The following is a 25,646-nucleotide window of genomic DNA, read 5'->3' on the forward strand; positions in this document are numbered from 1 at the left end:
TTCGAAAATACCAAAATTTATGGGAATTTAAAGGATTGTTTGCACAGCTTTATTTCATTCAGGGATGCTGCATGATAAAAAGTTGTAAAGTGGTGTTGTTATTATTTTTGTTGAATTTAAAACAGCTGCTGTTCCAGAAATTGAAGCAAGTAAAAATAAAACTATGCGGAGCACTAAAGAGCTGCTCAAAGATATTAAAGTAATTTTATTTTCTTTAATTGTATTTCTGCAAATAGGGGTAGAATTTTCTATTATAACCTGGTTGGCGCCTTTTTTAAAAGATGTTGAGGATAGATCTGATTTGGAAATTAGTTTTTATATAGCTCTATTTTTTATAACCTTTACTATCGGCAGGCTCTTAGCAAGTTTTATGGTCGAAAAAATAGGATATTTTAATTTTATTATTTTTACTGCTGGTGCTGCTTCTCTGTCCATTACAGCAGCTTTAATTGGCGGTAGAAGCTTTACTATTTTAATACCACTTTCAGGAATTTTTCTGGCACCCCAGGTTCCTACTGCTCAGGCTGCAATCTTAGATAGTTTTGACAGCAGTGGAATTAAAGTTGTTGGCTTTGCCCAAACTGCAGGTATGATTGGTTCTACAGTTCTTGCCAGCTGGATTATAGGTTTTGTTAATGATTTTATCAGTATAAGAGCCGGATTTTTTATTTTAGTTATTGCTTTGGCAGCAGATCTATTAATAACATCTTATTTGAAATATATAACTAAAAAAGAGACTGCTTAGTAAATTGAATTTTCTATAGAGTTTCCCTATTTTTTATTTAGAAACAAATCAAAAGTTATCAACAGGCAAATTTGTGGATAATTCTCCTTCAAAACTGATGAGAATTAGTTATCAACAGATTACGCAAAAAAGGTGAAACAAGCTCCGATTTTTGGTATAATTAATTCACCACAAAAAACCAAAAAGGAGTTGTTTCACCTATGATTAATTATAGCAGACTTATCTATAAATTGAAACGAAATTTATCAACTTTTTCAAATAAAATTACTAAAAATCTAACTAAACCTAAAAGCAAATTTTTCTTTCAAGTCTTATATGGATTGTTAGAAAATCAGACTGTTTTATTAAGTGAGATTTCCAGCGCTTTAAAAGAAAAAATTTCGTTAAAAAAGACTATTGATCGCCTGTCAAGAAATTTAAAAAATTTTGATAATCAGGATGAAATTAAGGAAAATTATATCAATACAATTGAATCTTTTATTGATGATGATACTATCTTTTGCTGTGACAAATCTGATATTGTCAAGCCTGCCAGTAAAGAACTTGAGTTACTTGATAGAGTACGAGACGGCAGTACCGGTAAAATTGAAGATGGTTATGATACTTTTGAGGTTGCTGCCTTAACCAGTAAACATGAGATGCCTGTTTCGGTTTATTCTCATATTTATTCTACACTGGAAAAAGATTTTAAAAGTCAAAATATAGAAACATTAAAGGGTTTAAATTTTGTTAAAAAACATTTTGGTAACAGAGGTATTTATACTGCTGACCGCTGGTATGACAACAATTTTTTCTTTAAAGAATTTACTAAAGAAAATGCAGAACGTAAATTTGTAATTAGAGCTAAGATGAACAGAAATGTTATTTATAAAAATAAAAGTATGAATATCCTGGATGTAGCCAATCTTTATAAAGGTAAATATGTTACTTATTTTAAGGATAAACATGGTAAGAGTAAAAAGGTTAAATTTAGCTATGCTAAAATAAAGTTACCTGTAATTCCAGACAAGCAATTAACCCTGGTTATAGTCAGAGGACTGGGTAAAAAACCAATGCTTTTGATTAGTAATTTAAAACCTGAATCTAAAAAATTGACTGAGGTAATACTTCGAGTTTATATTAAACGCTGGAAGGTTGAAGAATATTTCAGATTCAAAAAACAGCAGTTTGATTTAGAAAATATTAGGGTGAGATCTTTAAATAGTATCAGAACAATGGATTTGATTTTAACAATTTTAATCGGTTTTATTGCTATGCTTTCAGAAAAAAGAAATACTACTAAATTGAGTTTATGGATATCAAAATTAGCTAAAAGAATATATGATATTCCCAACTTTGATTATTACGCTATAGCAGATGGTATATTTGAAATTTTAAAAAAGAGCCGCACAGGAATAAAAAGTTTTTTAAATTCAAATATCAAATTTAAAAGATCACAACAGCCTAACCTGTTCAGTTTGCAGCAATGTTAAGGATATCAAAAGGTTATTAATTGTGATTTTGGGGAAACTCTATAATTTTCTTTCTTTACTTAAAAATTATAAAATGTTATAATTAACTTAGTTAATTTATTTAATTAACAAAGAAATGAGTGAGCAATATGGAAAAGGGAAGTTTTAAAAATATGAAAAAGAGAAATCAAAAAAATATATTAGCCTTGATTAAAGATGAAGGTGGTATTTCTAGGGCTCAAATTGCTGAAAAACTTAAAATATCCAGGGCCACAGTAACCAATTTAGTTAAGGAATTAATTAATTATGGGCTGGTGCAGGAGTCCGATCTTGGAAGGTCTAGAGGTGGCAGGCGCCCAATGCTGCTGAATTTGAAAGCTGATGGAGCTTATTCTATAGGAATAGAATGGGGAATCGATTCAATTAAAACAGTTTTGCTGAACTTTAAAGCAGATATTATTTTAGATGATCAGATACAAATGGATAATAATAGCTTTGAAGAATATAAAGAAGTTAGTTTTAATTTAATTAAACAATACAATAAAAAGCTGGAAGACTCAAGTAAAATTATTGGTATAGGTTTTGGTATTCATGGTTTAGTAAATCCTGAGAAGGGTTATTCGGTTTTTACACCTCATTTTAACTGGGGAGAAGTTGATATTAAAAGTATCTTGGCTGAAAAATATAATTACCCAATTTTTATTGATAATGATGTTAGAATGATGGCTGCCGGAGAAATTTGGCAGGGAAGAGATGATTTTATTTTTATTAATACTGGTTCAGGAATCGGTGCAGCTCTGGTTTTTAAATCAAAAATTCATTACGGTAATAACTATGCAGCTGGAGAATTAGGTCATCTTAAAATTGCAGATGATGGCCCTAAGTGTTATTGTGGGAAATATGGATGTTTAGAGTCATTTGCTTCTAAAGAAAGTATTATTTCTAGTTATCAAAATTTAAAAAATAATGAAGTAAAGATTAGTTTTTCAGATATTATGATAGCCTATCAGGCAGGAGAGATTGAGTCAAATTTGGTTATTAATGATGCCTTAAAATATTTTGCAAGAGCAATTTCGGTTGTTTTAAATATTTTGAATCCAGAAGCCGTTATTATAGGCGGTCTATTTGCTGAATATGAAGAGCTATTACTAACAAAGCTGTATAAAAAGATTAAGGAAGATTCTTTAAATCAGGTAATTAATAATTTAGATATTACAACAGCTTATTATCAAAATTTAGCAGGAGCAGTAGGAGCTGCAGAAAAAGTATTGAATGATTTTTTTGAAATGAAAAATTAGAATATTTCTAAAATTATCAAGTTATAATTTGATCAAAAATTAGGAGGCAGTTTATGAATATTTTAGTTACTGGAGGAGCAGGTTATATTGGCAGTCATGTGGTAAAAATATTACTTAATCAGGGTCATCAGGTGGTAACATTAGATAATTTGCAAAAAGGTTACAAAGAAGCTGTAACCGGGGGTAAGTTTATAGAAGCAGATTTAGCTGATCAGAAATTACTAAATGAAATTATGCAGAAAAATGAAATTGAAGCTGTGATTCATCTGGCAGCTGACAGCCTTGTTGGAGAATCAATGGAAAAGCCGGGCAAATATTACAGGAATAATTTTGCTAATGGAATTAATCTTTTAGAAGCAATGGTAAAAAATGAAGTAAAGAATATTGTTTTTTCATCCACAGCAGCTGTTTATGGTGAACCAGATGAAATTCCAATCAAAGAAAATAATAAGACTGAACCAACAAGCACTTATGGAGAAAGTAAATTATTTTTTGAAAAAGCTTTAAGAAGATATGATGATGTATATGGAATTAAATATACTTCATTGCGTTATTTTAATGCAGCCGGAGCTGATCCAGAAGCTAAAATTGGTGAGGCCCATGATCCTGAAACACATTTAATTCCCATTGTTCTGCAGACTGCTTTAGGAATCAGAGATAAAATATATATTTTTGGTGATGACTATTCAACCAGAGATGGAAGCTGTATTAGAGATTATATTCATGTTAGTGATTTGGCGGCTGCTCATCTTTTGGCAGTAGAAGCATTAGCTTCCGGTCGGGAAAGTGCAGTCTATAACTTAGGTAATGGTGAAGGGTATTCGGTTAAAGAAGTTATTAAAACAGTAAAAGAAATAACTGGAAAAGATTTTGAAGTTGAGGTTTCTGATAGAAGAGCTGGAGATCCAGCAGTTTTAATTGCAAGTTCAGAAAAAATTCAAAAAGAATTAGACTGGCAGCCTGAATTTCCAGAATTGGAAAAAATAATATCTACAGCCTGGCAGTGGCACAAATCAGGAGGATTTGGAGAATAACCAGATAAATAGAGCAGTTAATTTTTAATCAGCGGGCCTATTAAATATATTAATAATATTATCTCAGCAAAATTAAAATGCTGGGGAAGACTATAATAAAATTTAATAAAGAGGTGTTAAAATGAATAAAAAGGAGTTATGGGATAAATTTGACAGCACTTTTAGAGATTTTGATTTAGAAAATGGAGCTTATGCAGCACCAGGACGGGTTAACTTAATTGGTGAGCACACAGATTATAATGATGGCTTTGTAATGCCGATGGCAATAGAAAAAGAAATTACAATGCTGGCTCAACTGCGACCTGACAAAAAAATTAAATTTTATTCTCTTGATTATGATCAGTTGGTGGAATATGATCTGAATAATTTAGAATATGATCAAGAAAATGTCTGGGCAAATTATCTTTTAGGTGTTGTCGATGAAATTCAAAAATTAGGTAAAAAGCTGCAGGGATTCAATTTGATGTTTACGGGAAATGTCCCTCAGGGTTCTGGGCTTAGTTCTTCAGCGGCCTTAGAGGTAGTAACTGCAATGACCATTTGTGATTTACATAAAATTAAAATTGATGGAGTTGAGATGGCTCTGCTGGCACAGCGAGCAGAAAATAATTTTGTTGGAGTCCAGTGTGGAATTATGGACCAGTACATTTCTCGCCTCGGCAAAAAAGACCATGCTCTTTTAATTGACTGCCGCTCAAATGATTACCAGTTGGTTCCCTTTAAGAATGATGACTATCAGATAGTAATTTGTAACTCTAAAGTAGAAAGAGGTCTGGTAGATTCGGAATATAATCAGCGCAGAAATGAGTGCAATCAGGCGGTTGAATTTTTTGCAAAGAAAGAAAATGAAAAGATAACAGCTTTGAGAGATGTAGAACTAAAAACTGTAGAAAAATATAAAGAAGAAATTCCAGAAAATGTTTATAAAAGAGCCCACCATGTAGTTAGTGAAAATGACCGGGTTTTGGCAAGCCAAAAAGCTTTAGAGTCTGATGAAATGCATAAATTTGGTGAGCTGATGTATGCTTCCCACAAGAGTTTGAGTGAAGATTATGAGGTCAGCTGTAAGGAACTAGATATTTTAGTTGAGATAGCAGCTGAAGAAAATATAACCGGTGCACGAATGACCGGAGCTGGCTTTGGCGGCTGTACTGTTAATTTAGTCAAAAAAGACCGTACAGAACAGTTTATTAAAATAATTAAAGAAAAATACAAGAAAGAAACCGATATAGATGCTGAAGTTTATATCAGTAATCCAGCTGCAGGTGCTAGAAAAATTTAGACAAATCTATTTAGTTCAATCAATTTGAGGTGATATTATGTCAGAACCAGTTTTTGAAATTATCAATCTAAGCACTCCTCGAGAAAAAAATTCTAAGCTGAATAATTTAAACTTAGAATTAAAAAAAGGAGAAGTCCACGCAGTTATCGGCCTTGAGGGTTCTGGCAAAAAACATTTAAGCAGGGCCTTAGCCGGATTAATAGAGGTTAAGGGGAGTCTTTATTTAAAGAATGAATTAATAGAAAATAAGATTAGTGTTTTAAGAGATAATGGAGTTGATTTTCTATTTAAAAGTTCATCACTAATTGATCAGTTAAGTATTGCAGATAATATTTGTTTAAATAATTATCCTAAATTTAAATTAATTCCTTTTATTAATAAAATTAAAGCAAGAAAAGATGCAGTAAAAATTTTAGAATTTATGGATCTAAATTTAGATTTAAAAAATCATGTTTCGAGTTTATCTAAAGACGAAAAGAAGCAGCTTTCAATTGCAAAAATTCTCTATAATTCTCCTGAAATTGTGATAATGCATGAACCAACTGATAGCTTAAGTGTGGACTCTATTAAAAAGTTCTATGATCATATTTATGAATATAAATCCAATGGAGGCTCAGTAATTTATATTACCAAACAGTGGAAAGATGCTTTAAAAATAGCGGATAGAATATCAGTCTTATATATGGGAACAATTATAGATACCTTATCAAAATCTGAAGCTAATTTAAATCAGAATAAAATTCTTAACTTAATGCTTGGGAATTATAATAAAAAATCTAATTCATTATTAGAGGATGAAACTCAAAAAATACTAAATACTGTATTTAAGGCAACTGAATTTTTGACATCAAATTATGAGTTGAAAGATGTTTTAAAATTATTAGCTGAATACAGCAGTGATTTCACCAATGCTGATAACTGTATTATTAAGTTAATTGATGAAAACACTAAAACCTTTATTGACACTTTTAAATATGAAAAAGAAAGCGGTTTGGAAAGTGAAATAAAAAAAGAAAAATTATTTGCAATTACCAAAGATGAAAAAATATTTTTTTCAACTATTGATGATTCTGAGTTTAATGATATTTTCGTTAAAAAAAGTAGAGATGTCAAATCAGTGATTATTATTCCCGTATTGATTAGATCTCAGGTTAGTGGAGTAATTCAGCTGTCATTTAGTTATAAGAAATCATATAATTACTCCAAAAAAGAAAGTATCTACCTTAACACTTTAGCTAAGCAGGCAGCTATTGCCATTGAGGATACAAGATTAATGGGGAGATCAACACTTCTGCAGGAGAGCCATCACAGAATTAAAAACAACCTGCAGTATATTATAAGCTTAATCAGTTTACAGAAAGATTTTATTAATAAAAATCCTAAAAATACAGATGAAATTTTAACTAATATTATCTGTAGAATTAAAAGTATAGCTGCAGTTCATGATTTATTATCAAAAGATAGTTTAGGCAGGAGTATCATTAATCTGCATGATATATTTGATGTGATCATTAAATTCTTAAACAGCAGCAAAATAGAGTTTAAAGTTAAAATTGATGATATTTTTATTTCATATGCAAAAGCATCAGCAATTGCTTTAGTTTTTAATGAAATATTAAGTAACTGTATTGAACATGCTTTTCAAAATAAAGACACTGGAATTATAGAAATTTCATCTTATAAAAAGAACAATGAAATAAAATTAATTGTTAAAGATAATGGTAAGGGAATAGAAAAAGATTTTAAGATAGAGGAACAGGACAGCCTTGGCCTTTCAATAGTATATTCGATTATAAAACAGCAGTTTAAAGGGGAAATAAGTTTAAAAAAAAATATAAAAGGACCTGGTACTATTGTAGAAATTACTATACCTGAATAAGAGAGGTGAATTAATTTTAATGAAAAAATCATTAAATATTATATTAGCAGAAGATGAATCAATTATTTTAATGGGTATTAAATCAAATATTGAAAGTCTTGGCCATCAGGTCATAGCTCAGGCCTATGATGGTGTAGAAGCCGTTAAATTAGCTTTGGAAAAAGAAGTGGATTTAATAATTATAGATATTAATATGCCCAAGATGGATGGTATAGAGGCAGTTGAAAAAATAAATGAAGAAAAGTTTGTACCAGCAATAATAGTAACCGGCTATAATGATGAAAAATTAATTAGTAGAGCGTCTAGATCTGGGGCATTTGCTTACTTAATCAAACCAGTTGACGTTAATGATATTAAACCAGCAATCAATATTGCCTGGGCCAGATTTGAAGAATTCCAAAAAGTCTTATCAGAATTAGACAGCAGCCAAAAAGCCTTAGAAGCCCGTAAAATTATCGAAAAGGCAAAAGGAATAGTTATGGATCGAAAAGGTATCAAAGAAAGTAAAGCAATGAAATTTTTACAAAAAAAGAGCAATGATACTAATAAAAAGATGATAGTAATAGCTAAAGAAATAATTGAAGCTGATAAAAAGTTTAAATAATTTTGTTTAATATTCCGGCATAAAAAACCAATATTATGAAAATGGCAAAATGTTTGATTTTTGCAAAAATTAATGTTATACTTAAAAGAAAGTATATATTATTCTGCTGATGGTCGGCAGAATAAATTGTGGTCATGAAGGCCCCCTTTAAACAGTTATGCTGTTTAGAGGGGGTTTTATGTCTTTTTCAAGCAAAATTTTAAGAAGGAGGTGAAATTAGAACTGTAATTCCATTTTAATTTCCAAAAAATTTAAGGAGGAGAGAAATTTGAAAAAAACAATTATTTTAATGTTGACTCTGTTTATGATTTTGGGTATGGTTGCTGTTACAGCAGCTCAGGATGTAAAAATTGGATTTTTGGTAAAACAGCCAGAAGAAGCTTGGTTCCAAGACGAATGGAAATTTGCTGAAGAAGCTGCAGATGACTATGGTTTTGAATTAGTTAAAATTGGTGGTACAGATGGAGAGAAAGTTTTATCTGCTATTGATAATTTAGCTTCTCAGGGCGCACAAGGATTTATTATTTGTACACCTGATGTTAAATTAGGTCCAGCAATCAAAGCAAAAGCAGATATGAATGGTTTAAAAGTTATGTCTGTTGATGATAGATTTGTTGGTTCAGATGGAGAACCAATGGAAGAAGTACCACATATGGGAATTTCAGCTTATGACATAGGTCAATTAGTTGGAGAAACTTTGGTAGAACAAATGGACCAAAGAGGCTGGGACTACGAAGAAATTGGTTATTTAGTAATGACTTTTGATCAGCTTCCAACAATAACTGAAAGAACACAGGGTGCAACAGATGTTTTATTAGAAAATGGATTTCCTGAAGATCAGGTTTTTGAAAGTCCAATGCAGACTTTAGATACCGAAGGATCATTCAATGCAGCTAACTTTGCTTTAACAAAACATCCAGAATTCGAAAAATGGATAGTTGCTGGAGGTAATGACTCTTCTGTAATTGGAGCAATTAGAGCACTTGAAGGTCAGGGCTTTGGTGCAGACAATGTTATTGGTATTGGAATTAATGGTTCTAATTTTGTAATTAACGAATTTGAGAAAGAAGAAGACACCGGATTTTATGCTTCAGTTAAACTTAGTGCAAGAAGACATGGTTATGAAACTACAGAGTTAATGTATAACTGGATCAAAAATGGAGAAGAACCTCCAAAAGTTACCTGGACAACAGGTCAAATTATGACAAGAGAAAATTATGAAGAACTAGAATAAATTGATTTACAATAGAGGGGATTTATTTCCCCTCTATTACTCTAGATTATTTAGAGAGGAGATAAATCTATGAGTTATTATTTAGAATTCAAAAATATTACTAAAACCTTTCCCGGGGTAAAAGCACTTGACCAAATTTCTTTTGGAGTTAAAAGTGGTAGTATTCATGGGCTGGTTGGAGAAAATGGGGCTGGTAAATCAACCCTTCTACATACACTAAGTGGGGCTTTAGTTCCTAACCAGGGAGAAATCTTGATTGATAATCAAAGCATGAATTTCTCTAATACAAAAGATGCCTTAGATGCTGGGATTGCAGTCATTTATCAGGAATTAAATTTGGTGCCTGATATGACAGTTGCAGAAAATTTAATGATCGGCAATTATCCAAATAAGAAAGGCTTTGTCGACCACAAAGAATTAAGAAGAAAAGCTGAGGCCCAGATTAAAATGCTGATGGAAGATTTTGATCCTAAAGTTAAGGTAAAAGAACTATCTATTGCTCAAAAACAGATGATAGAGATAGGTAAAGCTTTAATGCAGGATGCAAAAATTATTGCTTTTGATGAACCAACAAGTTCTCTATCAGATAGAGAAATAAAACATCTATTTGAAATAATAGAAAAGCTTAGAAATGAAGGGAAAGCAATAATTTATGTATCACATAGAATGGAAGAGATATTTGAAATTTGTGATACCTGTACAGTTTTTAGAGATGGAAAGCATATCGAGACATTTAGAAAAATGGAAGAGGTTAATCATGATTTAATTGTTAAGAAAATGGTTGGCAGAGAATTAAATGATATTTATGGCTATGAAGAAAGAGTAAAAGGAAAAGAAATATTTAGAATAGAAAATATCAGGGGTAAAGGAGTTAAAAGAAATATTAATTTAACTGTCCAAGAAGGAGAAGTAGTTGGGATTTTTGGCCTTGTTGGAGCAGGTAGAACTGAACTCTTTAAACTGCTCTATGGTTTAGAAAATATAGAAGCCGGAAAGATAGAAGTTAGGGGTCAGGAAGTCTCCTTAAACAGCCCCAAAGAATCTATTAGAAATAAAATTTGCTTACTACCTGAAGATCGAAAAGATGAGGGGATAATTGGAATTAGATCTGTTAGCGAAAATATAAATGTCAGCAGCCGCAGACATCATTTGAAATATAATTTCTTTTTAGATAAGAAAGCTGAGAAGGAAACAGCAGATAAGTTTATCAACGATTTAGATATAAAAACACCTTCTCGAAACCAACTTGCTGTAAATTTATCTGGTGGTAATCAGCAGAAAGTAATTTTATCTAGGTGGTTAAGTGAAGACATTGATGTATTTTTAATGGATGAGCCGACCCGTGGAATTGATGTTGGGGCAAAATATGAAATTTATAAAATAATGTATAATTTAGCTTCAGAAGGTAAGGGGATTTTATTTATTTCCAGTGATTTACCAGAGGTAATGGGAGTTTCCGATAGACTGGTTGTTATGAGATCTGGAGAAATAATTGGAATATTAGATCGAGAAGAATTTACAGAAGAAAAAATATTATCAATGGCATTACCAGTTTCTTAATTATGGATAGGAGGATATTATATCATGTCAGATACTACAAAAAGTAAAATTAAATATTTATATACTAATTACAGCATTATTTTGATATTTTTAATTATGTTTGTTTTACTCTCAATTTTTGTTCCATATTTTTTCACCTGGCGTAACATGGTTGGGCTTGCACTTTCAGTTGTAACAATTGGTTTAATTGCTAATACAATGATGTTTGCATTAGCAAGTGGAGATTTTGATTTATCTGTAAGTTCTACTGTAGCATTTTCAGGTATTACTGCAGCCGTGATAATCAATAATACCGGAAATGTTGGTATTGGAATTTTAGTTGGAGTTTTAGCTGGTGGTTTAGTTGGTCTGATTAATGGATTTTCAATTGCTAAATTAGGATTAAATGCTTTAATCACAACTCTTGCAACTCAGATGATTTTTAGAGGAATGGCTTTTATATTTTCTAATGGTAGAGCAGTCGGTATTTCTCAAGCTGGATTTTTTACTCTTGGAAACAGTATGATTTTTGGTATCCCGACACCAATTGTAATCATGGTAACCTTTTTTGTTTTGTTCGGTATTTTATTAAATAATACTGTTTTTGGTAAAAACACCTTAGCTATCGGTGGAAATACCAAAGCTGCTGAACTTGCTGGTATAAATGTTGATCTAACAAAAATTATTATCTTTACTGCCCAGGGTTTTATGGCTGGTTTTGCAGGTGTTATTTTGGCTTCAAGAATGACAAGTGGTCAGCCAAATGCAGCTCAGGGACTGGAGCTTGATGTAATCTCTGCCTGTGTACTTGGTGGTGTTTCTCTAAACGGTGGTATAGCAACAATGAGTGGGGTAGTTGTTGGAGTTTTGATTATGGGAATGATCTCTAATGCTTTAAATCTGCTGAATGTGGCAACATTTTATCAGTATGTTGTTAGAGGGTCAGTTTTATTAATTGCGATTTACTTAGATATCCTTAAACAGCGCAGTAAGTAGTCTATTTAAAGGAGTTATCAGATGGAATTTAAAGAATTTAAATTTAAAAATACAGCTGCAGTTGAAGTTGAAAATGAATATCTTTCAATTATAATTCTTCCAAAAGTAGGATCAAAAATAGCTTCTATTTTTAGTAAGAAAAAGGATTTTGAATTTATTTTTCAAAATAAAGCAGATAAATACCAAAAAGCAGAATTTGGAGCTGACTTTGCAGCTTATGATTGTTCCGGTTTTGATGACTGTTTTCCAAATGTTGATCAATCTAAATTATTAATTAATTCTCAGAAATATGTCTATCCTGATCACGGGGAAATTTGGTCAGCAGAGTTTGATTATCAGATTAAAGAAGGAAAAATAATTTTAGATTACCATAGTCCATTTTTTAAATATGATTATCATAAAACAATAGAACTGCATAAAAATAAGATAAGTCTTAATTATAAAATCAAAAATAATTTAAAAACTGCTTTCCCTGCTATCTGGACTCTGCATTGTCTGTTAAATTATGAGGAAAATTTAGAGTTGAATTTCCCGTTTGATTTAAAGAAAGTTATAAATGTACAGGAAAGTAATTATTTAGGTGAAAAAGGGACTGAACATAATTTTCCAATTACAAACGATAAATATGGAGATAAATATAAACTAAATCGAGTGAATAATAGAGGCGGTATCTTGTCAGAAAAATATTATGGTTCTGGGGAAATTCATAATGGAAAAATTTCTGCCTATTATCCTGCTCAAGCTGCAAAATTTATAATTAAATATGATGCAGAAAAATTACCTTATCTTGGCTTCTGGCTGACCGAAGGCGGATTTATGGGAGATTATAACTTTGCCTTTGAACCAACAGATGGCTATTATGATTCTATTAATCTTGCCTTAAAAAATAAAAAAGTTAATATTATTGATCCTGGTGCTGAATATAATTTTTCGATAGATTTAATAATCAAATAAATAATGCAAATTTATAGAAAGGATGATAAACTTGTCTGAAAAATCTAGTGTGAAAGTGTGGGAGGAAATAGTAGAAATTGAAACATACCCTGTAGGAAATGCTGATAAAAACCCAATGTTTCTAGATAAAAGGGTTTATCAGGGGAGTTCAGGTAAAGTTTATCCTCTTCCAGTTACTGAAAAAATTTATGATGATAAAATCATGAAAGAATATAAGATGATTTATTTAGAAAATGATTATTTAAAAATAGAAATTCTACCAGAATTAGGTGGCAGAATTCAGAGGGCTTATGATAAAACAAATGGCTACGATTTTGTCTACTATAATCCTGTGATTAAACCAGCTCTAGTTGGCCTTACAGGCCCCTGGATTGCAGGAGGGATTGAGTTCAACTGGCCCCAGCATCACCGTCCTTCAACTTATAGTCCTGCAGAATATTCATATGAAACCAATGATGATGGTAGTGCAGTTGTCTGGGTCAGTGAAATTGATAGGATGTATGGGACAAAAGGAATGGCTGGTTTTAAGCTCTACCCTGATAAGGCCTATTTAGAAATAATTGGCCAACTTTATAACAAAACTGAACTTCCACAGACATTTCTTTGGTGGGCCAATCCAGCTGTTGCTGTCAATGAAGATTACAAATCAATTTTTCCGCCGGATGTTAATGCGGTTTTTGACCATGGGAAAAGAGATGTTTCAAAATTTCCAATTGCAACAGGAGAATATTATAAAGTAGATTATTCTGCTGGGGTAGATATTTCTAAATATAAAAATATTCCTGTGCCTACTTCTTACATGGCCTACCATTCTGACTATAATTTTGTCGGAGGTTATGATTACTCGGAAGAGGCTGGAATACTGCATGTAGCAAATCATCATATATCTCCCGGCAAAAAACAGTGGACCTGGGGAACCGGAGATTTTGGCCAGAGGTGGTATCAGAATTTAAGTGATTACGGTAGTGGTGAATATATCGAGCTTATGACAGGTGTTTATACAGATAATCAGCCTGATTTTACCTGGATTCAGCCTCACGAAGAAAAGACATTTAAACAGTATTTCTTACCTTATAAAGGTTTGGAACAGGTAAAAAATGCAAGCAAAGATTTCTTGATTAATTTAGAGTTTAAAAATGATAAAGCAGAGATTTCTATCTATGCAACTTCTAAATACAATGATGTGAAAGTTATTTTAAAAGAAGCTGATCAAATCATATTAAACGAAACAGTTAATATAGATCCACTAGATATCTACAGCCAGGAGTTAAAGATAGATAAAAAATTGAATGAATCAGATTATACTTTAAAAGTATTAGATAGCTCTGGCTCTCTTTTATTATCATACTCACCTGCTGCAGAGAGTTTATTAAAGACACCTGATCCAGCAGAGGCTGCCGAAAAACCAGAAGCAGTACAAACAAATGAAGAACTATATTTAACAGCTTTTCATTTAGAGCAGTACAGACATGCTACTTATGATCCAGATCCATATTATCTAGAAGGATTAAAAAGAGATCGCGATGATATTAGAATTAATAATGCTTATGGAAGATTATTAATGAGAAGAGGGCTTTTTGCTGAAAGTGAGAAACATTTTAGAAGAGCTGTTGAGAGGTTAACTGAAAAAAATCCGAACCCCTATGATAGTGAAGCATATTATAATTTAGGCTTATCTTTAAAATACCAGGAACAATATGATCAGGCTTTTTCAGCTTTTCATAAAGCAATTTGGTCTGGTGAATTTCACGATCGAGGTTATTATGAACTTGCAGCTTTAGCTTATAGAAAAGGTGAAATTGTAGATGCTTTAGAATATATCGAGAAGTCTATAATAAAAAACTATCACAGTCCTAAATCCAGAAATTTAAAAACAGCTATTTTAAGAAAACTGAAGAAGTTCACAAAAGCTGAAAATTTGGCAGAAGAAACTCTAAAAATTGATAAATTAGATTTTGCTGCTAGAAGTGAACTATATTTTATCAAAGAAAACACCGGTCAAAGTCAAACTGCAGCAGAATTAAAGCAAGAAATGGTAGAGGTTTTAAGAAATGACCAGCATAACTTTTTAGAATTAGCTGTTGATTATGGTAATGCCTTTTTATACCAAGAAGCAGTAGACATTTTAGAAATTTATTTGTCAAATAATCAAGATGATGAGTTTACAATATACCCGATGATTTATTATTATTTAGCTTATTATTATTTAAAAATGAAAAATAAAACTAAGGCTAAAAAATATTTTAGAAAAGCAGCAGCAGCAAATTCTGACTATTGTTTTCCAAATAAATTAACTTCAATAAATGTGCTGCAGTCAGCTATAAATAAAAATCCCCAAGACTCAAAAGCACCTTATTATCTCGGTAACTTATTATATGATAAAAAGCAGTATCAAAAAGCAGTTAAACTATGGGAAAAATCTGCTGAAATCGATAGTTCATTTCCGACAGTACATCGAAATCTCGCGCTGGCTTATTACAATAAATTATCAAAAAAAGAAAAAAGCAAAAAACTTTTAGAAAGAGCCTATAAACTTAACCCAAAAGACAGCAGAGTTTTATTTGAACTAGATCAGCTATATAAAAAATTAGGATATTCAAATCAAAAAAGAAAAGAATTTTTGGATGATAAATTTGAGATTGTTAAAGAAAGAGATGATCTCTATACAGAATATATCACCTTAGAAAATAATCTTGGTAATCATAAAGACGCATTAAAGCTATTGTCTGAACGTAATTTTAATCCCTGGGAAGGTGGAGAGGGGAAGGTTACTTCTCAATATAAGTTTGCTAACTTAGAACTTGCTAAAGAAAAAATAGAATCTGGTAAATATCAAAAAGCACTTGATTTAATTAATGCTGCCAGAACTTACCCCAAGAATTTAGGTGAAGGAAAACTTCCAATAGCAAAAGAAAATGATCTTGATTATTATACAGCTGTTGTCTATAGAGAACTTGGTCAAAATGATAAAGCAGAGGAGTATTTCAAAAAAGCAGCAGCAGGCTCTGAAGATATGTCAGATACCCTTTATTATAATGATCAACCCGCTCATATGATATTCTATCAGGGGCTTGCATTAAGAGAACTTGGAGAAGAAAAAGAGGCAAAGTCTAAGTTTAATGCACTCTATGATTATGGAGAAAAACATTTCTTTGATGAAGTAGAAATTGATTATTTTGCAGTTTCATTACCGAATTTTCTTGTTTTTGATGCCGATTTAGAAGAAAAAAATAAAATTCACTGCAAATATTTAATGGGCTTATCATTAATAGCTAAAGGCAAAAACAAAGAAGCTAAATCTTTATTTAACTACATTAAAGAAAAAGCTCCCTATCATCAGGGAATAAAAAGAGAATATTTGATTGTTTAATTAAAAATAGAAAAAATTCGAACTCCTTATATAATTATCCCCTTATGGTGGGTAGATTAAATTATTGATCTATCTTCCAGCAAGGGGATTTTTATTAGCTTTTATGAAATTATTTTTCATAATTTTAAAAAATACTTGAAATATAATTTCATAAATGTTAGAATTATAATTAAGAAATGAATGAATATTTTGAATAGAGGTTATAATATGAAAAATAATTTGAACAATTTAGTTACAGAATCGATAAACGAGAATTCAAAAAATATTGACAGAGTAAGCACTCAAGAAATGATAGAAATTATTAATAATGAAGATAAAAAAGTGGCTTTCGCAGTAGAAAAAGAAAAAAATAAAATTGCAAAAGCTGTTGATTCTATTACAGATGCTTTAAAAAATGGTGGTAGGCTTATTTACATGGGTGCGGGAACAAGTGGAAGGTTGGGAATTTTAGATGCTTCTGAATGTCCTCCTACTTATGGTGTAAGTAATGAGTTGGTGCAGGGTTTAATTGCAGGTGGAGAAGAAGCAATTAGAAACTCAATTGAAAATGCTGAGGATAGCAAAGAAGAAGCAATAAAACATCTTAAAAATATAAAATTTAGTAAGAAAGATTTTTTAGTTGGAATTGCTGCAAGTGGAACTACTCCTTATGTAGTAGGAGGATTGGAATATGCAAAATCTTTGGGATCTGAAACTGCTGCTTTAAGCTGTAATCCTGATTCAAAAATTGCAGAAGTTGCTGATATTTCAATTGCTCCAGTTGTTGGCCCGGAAGTTGTAACTGGTTCTACTAGAATGAAGGCTGGTACTGCTCAAAAAATGGTATTGAATATGCTTAGTACAGCTGTAATGATTAAATTAGGAAAAGTTTATAAGAATTATATGGTTGACCTTCAGGTAAAAAACAATAAATTAGCTGAAAGAGCTAAAAATATGATTATGGAAGTAAGTGAGGTGAGTTATAAAACAGCAGAAGAATATTTAGAAAAAACTGATTATAATGTAAAACTTGCAATCATGATGCTTAATAGTGGTTTGGAAAAAGATAAAGCAAGAATAGAATTAGAAAAATATGAGGGACGTTTAGCTGAAGCTATTCAAAATAATAAGTAATTATTTAATTTTTAATAAAAAGTAAATTAATAAACTAATAATATATTAAATAAACACATTTCTATAAATTTATATTTAAATATTATAAGTATATTAATGAAGAGGAGTACAATGAATAATCAAGATCTTGTTAAAAAAATTGTACAGAACTTAGGTGGAAAAGAAAACATTCAAGCAGCTTCAAACTGTATGACAAGATTAAGAATTGATATAAAAGATAATTCTCAAATTGATATAAAAGAATTAAAAGCTGTTGAAGGAGTTATGGGTGTTGTTGAAGATGAAACTCTGCAGATAGTTGTTGGCCCTGGTAAAGCAAAAAAATGTCTGGATATACTTAAAAGTGATTACAATGTTTCATCAAATTTAGAAGTTGGAGGAGATTGGAAGAAAAATAAAGAAGCTGTCAAAGGTGGACAAAAACAAAGCAGCTTTAAAAAGGGATTAAAAACTATAGTTAAAATATTTATTCCTTTGATTCCAGCTATTATTGCAGCTGGTATATTTAATGGTTTTGCTGGTTTAATAACTAATTTACAAAATACAGGTAGTTTGGCAATAAGTGATTTTTGGAACTCAGCTCAATTAATATTATCGCTTCTTGGAGGATCATTTCTTGGTTATCTAGCAATTTTTACTGGTATCAATGCTGCTAAACAGTTTGGTGCTACAGAAGGTTTAGGTGGAATGTTAGGTGCTTTAACTATAATGAGTCAGATCACCGAGATTTCAAAAATATTTGGAATGTATGATCCAGATGTAGCATTGAATTCAATTTTATTAACCGGTAAAGGTGGAATTATTGGAGTAATTGTTGGGGTTTATTTGTTATCAATAATTGAAAAAAGAGTTAGAAAAACTGTGCCGGATGTTTTAGACCTAATTGTGACTCCTGTAGTGACAATGCTGATTATGGCTTTGGCAATGATCTTTGTAATCATGCCTTTGTCAGGTGTTATCTCTGACTGGTTAGTTGGAGGCTTAACTCTGCTGGTAGCTTCTGAAAATCCAATTGTTAGTGTAATATCTGGTTATGTGCTGGCAGCTGTCTTTTTACCAATGGTTTTACTGGGACTGCATCACGGTTTGATTCCTTTGTATGCTATTCAATTGGAAAATATGGGTGGAGTTTCTTTATTCCCAGTTTTAGCAATGGCAGGAGCAGGACAGGTTGGTGCTGCAATAGCAATCTATCTCAAAGCTAAAAAGACCGATAATATGAAACTAAAACAGATTATATCTGGGGCTCTGCCTGCCGGTATTTTAGGAATTGGTGAACCCTTAATTTATGGTGTTACTTTGCCACTTGGTAAACCATTTATAACAGCTGGCTTAGGTGCAGGATTCGGTGGTGCTTTTGTTATGCTGCAAAATGTGATGGCAGGTGCCTGGGGTCCTTCTGGAATTACAGCTATTCCATTGATGCAGCCGGGCTCAATGCTCAGCTATTTCATGGGACTTGTTATTGCATATATAGGTGGATTTGTGGTTACACACTTCTTTATCAAAGATGAAGAAGTTGCTCAATTAGAATAGTAATTTTTTTGATGGCTCCTCTAATAAACTAGGGGAGCCTTTGTATTCAAATTCTAAAAAAGGAGTTAATATTATGTTAGGTATCTCAGTTTATGCAGGTTTAGATATAAGTTTAGAAGATAATTTTCGTTATTTAGAAAAAGCAAAAAAATTAGGAATAAAAAATGTTTTTTTATCCCTCCATATACCGGAGACTAATGAAAGCTTTTTTGAAGAAATTAAAGAATTAATTTTAAAAATTAACAAGTTGGACTTTAATCTTACAGCAGATATTTCTAAAAAATATTTCGAAAAACTAAATTTACATTTAGGACATTTGTCCGGTCCTATTCTTCCTGATTCTTAGTATTTCAAATTGATCTATTATTTATTGTTATCAGAATCAAAATATTCAGGATGATATTTTTCTATCAGCTTCCTGTATTGTTTGATAACAGAAGCTCCTCGGCCTGTCATATGTTTGATCTGGGTTGTGCTTATACCGCATCTGATAAGGAATTTAACGCGTTCATAGTCCTTGATATATCTATCAACAGCATTTAATGAATGATTTGTTTTTCTGGCTATATCAGGTGGCTGAACCTTTTGCTCATAAAGCTCTATTATTGCTTTTTTGTGAGTGGTTCCACGACCCATATCCAGTATATAACCTTTAAGAGGTAACACATCATCATGACTATTATGGTATTCACCAATACGCTTTGAAATCGTTACTGTAGAACGGTTCATTATTGCTGCCAGTTCCTCAACAGTTAACATAGCACCCTGTTTTTTAGCTGCTTTGGTCAGTCTGGCAATACGGATCATATCATGTTCTGTTTTGGATACATTCTGTCTTTTAAGTTCTATATCTTCCTCGGTAACATAGGGAAGTTCAATAACTTCCTGTTTATATTCTTCACGTTTTTGACCCAGTTTTGGCTTACTGTTTTGCTCGGAAGTAGCAACCCAGCTTAAACTGCCAAATTGATTGGTCTTTTTACGGGGATGATATTTATACTCCAGTTCTACTATATCATCAGCTATTAGTTCCAGTATTTTATGGCTGCCAAGTAGTTTATATTCACTCTCTAAAAGTTCAATGATAGCCTGCCTGAATGTCTTTTTATCCAGGTTAGCAAAAGGGTCCTGTCTCATTTGATGACCCCCTTTTTTGCCTCAGTTTTTACTGAAGCTTTTTTCTCAGCTATGTTAACTATATCAGCAATACGCTCTTTATATTCAGAGCTGTTATATTTAAAATACAGTTCGGTATATTCTTTAACCAGTCTTTCTGAAATACCAACTATATGAGCTGTTTCTTTAATTGAAAGCTTATTCTTTATTGCCAGCAATACACGACCAAAATCATTGATATATCGCTTAATTGCTCCAGGAGAATGCCTGGTTTTCCTCTGTATTTCAGAGTAGGTATTATATTCAAGATACAGTTTGATTATCTTAGTTTTATGAGATACTCCGGGTCCTATATCCTGATATGTACCTCGGGTTGGGACATTAAGATCCTGATCTTTAAGTTTTTTGATATCACGTCTGATAGTTCTGGGGGATACCTGCAGAATATCAGCCAGATCTTCCTGGGTTAAAAGACCACTCTGATCGAGTGATTCTTCTGTCATTCTCAGTATTTTAACTCTTCTGAGAGCTGATTTATTCTCTATTCTAAAGAGTTTTTTATCCTCTTTGGTTATTGATTTAGTCAGGGTTACCTGAACCTTTGGTAAATCTTCTAGAACTGGACCGTGTTTTGCTTTCTTAGAGATTACAGTCTTAACTATTTTATCTTTACTTTCATGATATGATGGATCATAATGTTTAAGTTGGTAAACTTCATTAGCAGCTTCTACAATTGCTTTTGCTTCACGCGGTGAATATTCAAATAGTTCTTTAAGAATGTATTCAAATTGACTATCTAAAGTTTTAACTTTTACACGATCAAGTTCAGTTTTAGGCATTGATTGTCCCCCCTTAACTATATCTTATATCAAACTCTTTTGTTAGTCGAACTTGATTAGGGGCGGACAAATGTCCTTATTTAAATAAATATAAAATTGATCAATTGCGGCTTGATTTTGGTTTTGCAAATCAAGAAATTGCTGAATTAAGTCAGAATAATAAGTTCAAACTGAATCTCAATGCCAGTACTTTAACTGAAGCAGACTTAAAATCAATAACGGCTAATGGTGCTGATTTAAAAAATATTGAAGTATCTCATAATTATTATCCCCGAGAAGAAACAGGTTTAGCAGAAGAATTATTAATCAGAAAAAATAGCTTATTAAAAAAATATAATTTAAAAATATCTGCTTTTGTTCCTGCTGAATATAAAAAAAGAGCACCAATAAAAGCAGGCCTGCCAACTTTAGAAAAACACAGATATTTATCTCCCTTGGTTGCTGCCCAAGATTTATTTAAACTTGGAATTGATAAAGTATATATTGGAGATAGTATGGCGTCTTCAAAGGAATTAGAAGATTTTTCTGCTGTAAATAATGAAATAACGATTATTCCAATCGAAATTGTTAAGGAGCTGCTTCCTGTAGAAAAGAAGTTATTAAAATTAACACATCAGAATCGACAGGATCCCGGAGAATATATTGTTCGTTCTGAAACCGCCAGAAAAAATAAAAAAAATAAAATAAAAGCTGAAAATACTAGTGAAAGATTTAAATATGCAGTAACAAATGATAACTATAAATATCAGAGATATGAAGGTGATCTTCATATTTTAAAAAAAGACTATCCTGCTGATAAAAGAATAAATGTTGTGGCTGATGCAGGAAAAGCAGCAGTGCTTATTGAAAAAATAAAAGAAGGAGAGAAATTTAAATTTAAAATAAAAGGTGATTAATAATGAAGGTTATTTTGAAAATAAAAGAAATGTTTAATGATTTCACCACAACAGAAGAAAAGATAGCGAATTATATTTTAGATCATAAAATGGAAATCAGCAATTTATCGGTTAAAGAACTTGCTCAGGCGGCTGACAGCAGTCCTGCATCAGTAGTTAGGTTTTGTAAAAAATTAAAGTACGAAGGCTATCAAGATTTCAAGATATCTTTAATTAAAGATATCCAGGATTATGATAACCAAAGCAGGACAAAAATTTATGATGATATAGCTGTTGACGATGAGATTGAAGAGATAATGGATAAACTCGCCTATGATAATATTAAAGTTATTGAAAATACTATTAAGCTATTATCAGTAGATGAACTAAAAAGGGCAGTAGCTGCAGTTGAAAAAGCAGACAATATTTATATTTTTGGTATTGGAGCATCAGGACTGGTGGCAAAGGATTTAGAATATAAGTTAATGAGGATAAAAAAGACAGTTATTTACTATTCAGATACACATGCCCAACTATCTTCAGCTGCCAATATGGAAAATACAGATTTAGCAATAGCGATTTCTTATAGTGGTCAGAGTTTAGAAGTTTATGAGGCTTTGAAAACTGCTAAAAAAAGAGGTGCAGAAACAATTGCTATCAGCAAATACGGAGATAATCCTTTAAATAGAATTGCTGATATAAAACTGCAGGTAGCTGGTAGCGAAAAGAACTTAAGACTTGGTGCTATAACTTCAAGAATCGCACAGTTGACAGCGGTTGATATTTTATTTGTGGCCTTTGCTAAAAATGATTTCAGCAAGATTAGTAATTATTTAAAAAACACCCGAGAAAGTGTAGAACAATTTAAAATTGACTAACAGAGGATCTGATTAATGATGCCAAAAACTATATTTTTAACTATCTTAGTCATACTAATGGTTCTTTCATGTTCTGCTTTTATTGGAGCAGAGTCTCCCTCTAAAACTTTTAACTTAATTACATTTTTTAATTCAGGTGCAGATTATTTAATAGACTATAAACTAGAAAATATGACTTTAGCAGAACAAGTGGGCCAGCTTTTTCTAGTAGGATTTCATTCTCAAACTATTGATTCACAAATTAAAGATTTACTTGAAAATTATCACGTAGGAGGAGTAATTTATTTTACTAGAAATATAGAAAATTTAGAGCAGCTGCAAAAATTATCTAAAGATTTACAGGAGCTGGCCTTAAACAATGGTGCCGGGATACCACTTTTTATAGCTGTAGATCAGGAAGGTGGTAAAGTAAGGAGAATTAAAGATTTAAGTTATTTTCCGGCTAATCAAATTTTAGGAGCTGCTGGTAATCAAGAAAGAACAAGAAAAACTGCTGCAGTAACTGCCAGGGAATTAAAAGGTGTAGGAGTAAATCTTAATTTGGCGCCAGTACTGGATGTAAATAATAATCCAAATAATCCGGTGATTGGAGAGCGATCATTTGGAGCAGAACCAGAACTTGTTGCCAAAATGGGAGCAGCTTATATTAAAGGACTCCAATCTGAAGGAATTATAGCAGCTGCGAAACACTTTCCTGGTCATGGTGATACTGTAACTGATTCTCACACTGCTCTTCCAGTAATCAATCACTCTCGAGCCCGACTTGATGCGGTAGAATTATACCCGTTTAAAAAAGCAATAGAAGTCGGAGTGGAAGTAATAATGGCTGCTCATATATATTTTCCCGCTATTGAAACTGAAGCTGGAATTCCGGCAACTTTATCTAAAGCAGTTTTGACTGATCTATTACGAGAAGAATTAGACTTCAGGGGCTTAATTATCACTGATGATATGGAAATGGGGGCAATTACAAAAAACTTTGGTACAGTTCAGGGAGCAGTTAGATCAATAAAAGCTGGCAGTGACATTGTTTTAATTTCTCACAGCTATGATCTGCAAAAAGAAGCATTAGCAGCAGTAACTGCAGCTGTTAAAAATGGAGAAATTACAAAAAAAAGAATTAAGGAATCTGTTAAGAGAATACTCAAACTCAAAGTGAAAAGACTAAGTGAATCCATATGAAAATCAATTTTGCCTTAAAACTTCAATTATTTGCGAAGTTTTTTCTTTTTAAGAAGGATAAAAATTATATTTAGAGAATTATATAGATAGCATAATTCAAATATATGTAGGAAAGGAGGATTAGATGACAGCAGATAATTCAGATCTTCAAAGTCTAATCACAAATATTGATCGAAAATATACTCCTCTGAGAGAAGTTATTAAAGAATCGTGGAATAGAAGCAGTAACTATGGTTTAAAAACTAATAACTTTAAAAACAAAGTTTTATTAAATAGAAATGAAATAGAACTAAGAATAAGCAAAAATAAAGATTTTAACGATAAATTTGATAGAATATTTTCAGAGTTTAGAGAAAACATTGGTGAGATTTCTGCAGTTTTTTTTATAACAGATAAAGAAGGTTATGTTCTCTCTGCTAAAAATCATCTTAATGAGTTTGTAAACTTAAAAAAAGGTGAAAATTTTAGTGAGTTTTATTTGGGGACAAATGCAGCTGGTTTAACCCTTTATTCTAATCAACCGGCTACTGTTAAAGCTGAAGAACATTATTTTAAATATCTAACAGCCTATAATTCAACAGCTTATCCAATTTTAGACCAATACAACAACTTAAAGGGCTGTATAGCTGCTTTTTATACAGCTGAATTGGATAATAATTTGTTAGAAATGATTATTAAATTATTTGCCTTTACTTTAACAGATAAAATACCTGCTGATAAAATTTTAAAAAGTAAGAATGACAAATCAGCTCCTAAAACAGGATCCAAAGCCCGATATTCTTTTGCTGATATCATAACAAATTCTAAAAATATGAAAAAAGCAATTGAAGTGGCCCAAATTGCAGCTAGAAATGATTCAACAGTAATGCTGGCCGGAGAAAGCGGTACAGGTAAAGAAATGTTTGCCCAGGCAATTCACAACTATAATCACCGTAAAAACAGTCCTTTTGTGGCAGTGAATGTAGGAGCTGTCCCCAAAGATTTGGTGGAAAGCGAGTTTTTTGGATATGAAGAAGGTGCCTTTACCGGAGCTCGAAGAGGTGGACGCCCAGGTAAATTTGAATTAGCAAATGGAGGTACAATATTTTTAGATGAGATAGAAGAGATGACACTTTCTGCTCAGCAGAATTTACTGCGGGTAATTCAGGAACGAGAAGTAACAAGAATTGGTGGTACACATGCACTGCCAATAGATGTCAGAATAATAACTGCAACAAAGTCAAAGTTAATTGATAAAGTCAAAAAAGGAGAATTTAGAGAGGATTTATATTATCGACTCAATGTTATTAGAATTCCCATCCCAAACTTAAAAGATAGAAGAGATGACATAATGCTTTTAGTAAATAATTTTATAAAAATTCACTGTCAAAAATTTGGGATTCCAGTTAAAAAGGTTGCAAAAATAAGCAAAAAATATTTTTTAGAATATAACTGGCCTGGAAATGTTAGAGAACTAGAAAATATGATTGAAGGAATTATAACTTTTGCTTTAGATGATGAGGTAATTAAACCAAAACATCTGCCGCGAGAATTAATAAACTCACAAAATACTAAAGAAAAAAAACTAGATTTAATGAGTTTGGAAGCTGCTGAAAAAACTGCAGTTATTAATGCTTTAGAAAAAAGTAATTATAATATATCAAAGGCTGCAGAGATATTAAATATCAGTCGGGCTACTTTATATAATAAATTAAATAAATATAATATAGAAAGGAAGTGAA

21 protein-coding genes and 1 pseudogene are annotated in these 25,646 nt (G+C 31.7%); 20 read left to right on the top strand and 2 right to left on the bottom strand.

All coding sequences use genetic code 11. The features are described 5' to 3' along the window. The first annotated feature begins 163 nt into the window (after positions 1-163). The 15 genes from C7954_RS04915 to C7954_RS04985 all read left to right on the top strand — a co-directional run bounded on the left by C7954_RS04915 (position 164) and on the right by C7954_RS04985 (position 19,381). The gene (locus C7954_RS04915; RefSeq protein ID WP_208320672.1) at positions 164-745 is read left to right on the top strand and encodes an MFS transporter; all 582 of its coding nucleotides are present in this window, start codon (positions 164-166) and stop codon (positions 743-745) included. A 200-nt stretch (positions 746-945) separates the two neighbouring features. Beyond that, complete coding sequence (locus C7954_RS04920) at positions 946-2,217, top strand: transposase (RefSeq protein WP_134058888.1); 1,272 nt, start codon at positions 946-948, stop codon at positions 2,215-2,217. Between the two features lie 152 nt (positions 2,218-2,369). Beyond that, the gene (locus tag C7954_RS04925; RefSeq protein WP_243833643.1) at positions 2,370-3,494 is read left to right on the top strand and encodes an ROK family transcriptional regulator; all 1,125 of its coding nucleotides are present in this window, start codon (positions 2,370-2,372) and stop codon (positions 3,492-3,494) included. A 53-nt stretch (positions 3,495-3,547) separates the two neighbouring features. After that, a complete protein-coding gene (gene galE / locus C7954_RS04930; protein WP_073159992.1) occupies positions 3,548-4,528 on the top strand; it encodes a UDP-glucose 4-epimerase GalE in 981 nt (326 codons plus the stop codon). 121 nt (positions 4,529-4,649) lie between these two features. Further along, positions 4,650-5,810, top strand: a complete 1,161-nt coding sequence (locus tag C7954_RS04935) for a galactokinase (protein WP_134058893.1) — start codon at positions 4,650-4,652, stop codon at positions 5,808-5,810. Between the two features lie 37 nt (positions 5,811-5,847). Next, positions 5,848-7,689 carry an ATP-binding cassette domain-containing protein gene (locus C7954_RS04940; RefSeq protein ID WP_134058896.1) on the top strand — a complete coding sequence of 614 codons (1,842 nt, stop codon included), beginning with the start codon at positions 5,848-5,850 and terminating at the stop codon, positions 7,687-7,689. 19 nt (positions 7,690-7,708) lie between these two features. Next, complete coding sequence (locus C7954_RS04945; protein WP_134058899.1) at positions 7,709-8,293, top strand: ANTAR domain-containing response regulator; 585 nt, start codon at positions 7,709-7,711, stop codon at positions 8,291-8,293. Positions 8,294-8,561: 268 nt separating this feature from the next. Next, positions 8,562-9,527, top strand: a complete 966-nt coding sequence (locus C7954_RS04950) for an arabinose ABC transporter substrate-binding protein (RefSeq protein ID WP_134058902.1) — start codon at positions 8,562-8,564, stop codon at positions 9,525-9,527. A 69-nt stretch (positions 9,528-9,596) separates the two neighbouring features. After that, complete coding sequence (gene araG / locus C7954_RS04955; protein ID WP_134058905.1) at positions 9,597-11,087, top strand: L-arabinose ABC transporter ATP-binding protein AraG; 1,491 nt, start codon at positions 9,597-9,599, stop codon at positions 11,085-11,087. Positions 11,088-11,111: 24 nt separating this feature from the next. Further along, on the top strand, positions 11,112-12,062 hold the full coding sequence (gene araH, locus C7954_RS04960) for an L-arabinose ABC transporter permease AraH (RefSeq protein WP_134058908.1): 951 nt from the start codon (positions 11,112-11,114) through the stop codon (positions 12,060-12,062). A gap of 21 nt (positions 12,063-12,083) precedes the next feature. Continuing rightward, positions 12,084-13,016 (top strand): DUF5107 domain-containing protein, encoded by a 933-nt coding sequence (locus C7954_RS04965; RefSeq protein ID WP_134058911.1) that lies wholly within the window; start codon positions 12,084-12,086, stop codon positions 13,014-13,016. Positions 13,017-13,047: 31 nt separating this feature from the next. Further along, positions 13,048-16,386 carry a DUF5107 domain-containing protein gene (locus C7954_RS04970; protein WP_134058913.1) on the top strand — a complete coding sequence of 1,113 codons (3,339 nt, stop codon included), beginning with the start codon at positions 13,048-13,050 and terminating at the stop codon, positions 16,384-16,386. Positions 16,387-16,593: 207 nt separating this feature from the next. Next, entirely contained in the window at positions 16,594-17,499 is a 906-nt protein-coding gene (murQ, locus tag C7954_RS04975) for an N-acetylmuramic acid 6-phosphate etherase (RefSeq protein WP_134058916.1), read from the top strand. Positions 17,500-17,610: 111 nt separating this feature from the next. Further along, positions 17,611-19,035, top strand: coding sequence for a PTS transporter subunit EIIC (locus tag C7954_RS04980; RefSeq protein ID WP_134058920.1), 1,425 nt, complete (start codon positions 17,611-17,613; stop codon positions 19,033-19,035). Between the two features lie 73 nt (positions 19,036-19,108). Further along, on the top strand, positions 19,109-19,381 hold the full coding sequence (locus C7954_RS04985) for a MupG family TIM beta-alpha barrel fold protein (protein ID WP_134058923.1): 273 nt from the start codon (positions 19,109-19,111) through the stop codon (positions 19,379-19,381). Between the two features lie 17 nt (positions 19,382-19,398). Here the strand turns inward: C7954_RS04985 and C7954_RS04990 are convergent, their stop codons facing one another. Beyond that, the gene (locus C7954_RS04990) at positions 19,399-20,172 is read right to left on the bottom strand and encodes a DUF1670 domain-containing protein (RefSeq protein ID WP_134058926.1); all 774 of its coding nucleotides are present in this window, start codon (positions 20,170-20,172) and stop codon (positions 19,399-19,401) included. Then, entirely contained in the window at positions 20,169-20,990 is an 822-nt protein-coding gene (locus C7954_RS04995) for a DUF1670 domain-containing protein (RefSeq protein ID WP_134058929.1), read from the bottom strand. The genes C7954_RS04990 and C7954_RS04995 overlap by 4 nt, the downstream gene beginning before the upstream one ends. 89 nt (positions 20,991-21,079) lie before the next feature. On the opposite strand from C7954_RS04995, the pseudogene C7954_RS14020 reads away from it, so the two are divergent. From C7954_RS14020 to C7954_RS05015, 5 genes and pseudogenes are all read left to right on the top strand, one after another. Beyond that, a pseudogene (locus C7954_RS14020) lies at positions 21,080-21,505 on the top strand (MupG family TIM beta-alpha barrel fold protein); the annotation flags it as partial. Further along, positions 21,485-21,886 carry a DUF871 domain-containing protein gene (locus tag C7954_RS14025; RefSeq protein ID WP_276330791.1) on the top strand — a complete coding sequence of 134 codons (402 nt, stop codon included), beginning with the start codon at positions 21,485-21,487 and terminating at the stop codon, positions 21,884-21,886. The pseudogene C7954_RS14020 and the gene C7954_RS14025, both read left to right, overlap by 21 nt. Positions 21,887-21,888: 2 nt before the next feature. Next, on the top strand, positions 21,889-22,743 hold the full coding sequence (locus tag C7954_RS05005) for a MurR/RpiR family transcriptional regulator (protein WP_134058935.1): 855 nt from the start codon (positions 21,889-21,891) through the stop codon (positions 22,741-22,743). Between the two features lie 15 nt (positions 22,744-22,758). Next, a complete protein-coding gene (gene nagZ / locus C7954_RS05010; RefSeq protein ID WP_134058937.1) occupies positions 22,759-23,925 on the top strand; it encodes a beta-N-acetylhexosaminidase in 1,167 nt (388 codons plus the stop codon). A 124-nt stretch (positions 23,926-24,049) separates the two neighbouring features. Next, positions 24,050-25,645 carry a sigma-54 interaction domain-containing protein gene (locus tag C7954_RS05015; RefSeq protein ID WP_134058940.1) on the top strand — a complete coding sequence of 532 codons (1,596 nt, stop codon included), beginning with the start codon at positions 24,050-24,052 and terminating at the stop codon, positions 25,643-25,645. Position 25,646 lies beyond the last annotated feature (1 nt).

Origin of the sequence: Halanaerobium congolense (assembly GCF_004366375.1) — a bacterium.
GTDB classification, from domain to species: domain Bacteria; phylum Bacillota; class Halanaerobiia; order Halanaerobiales; family Halanaerobiaceae; genus Halanaerobium; species Halanaerobium congolense.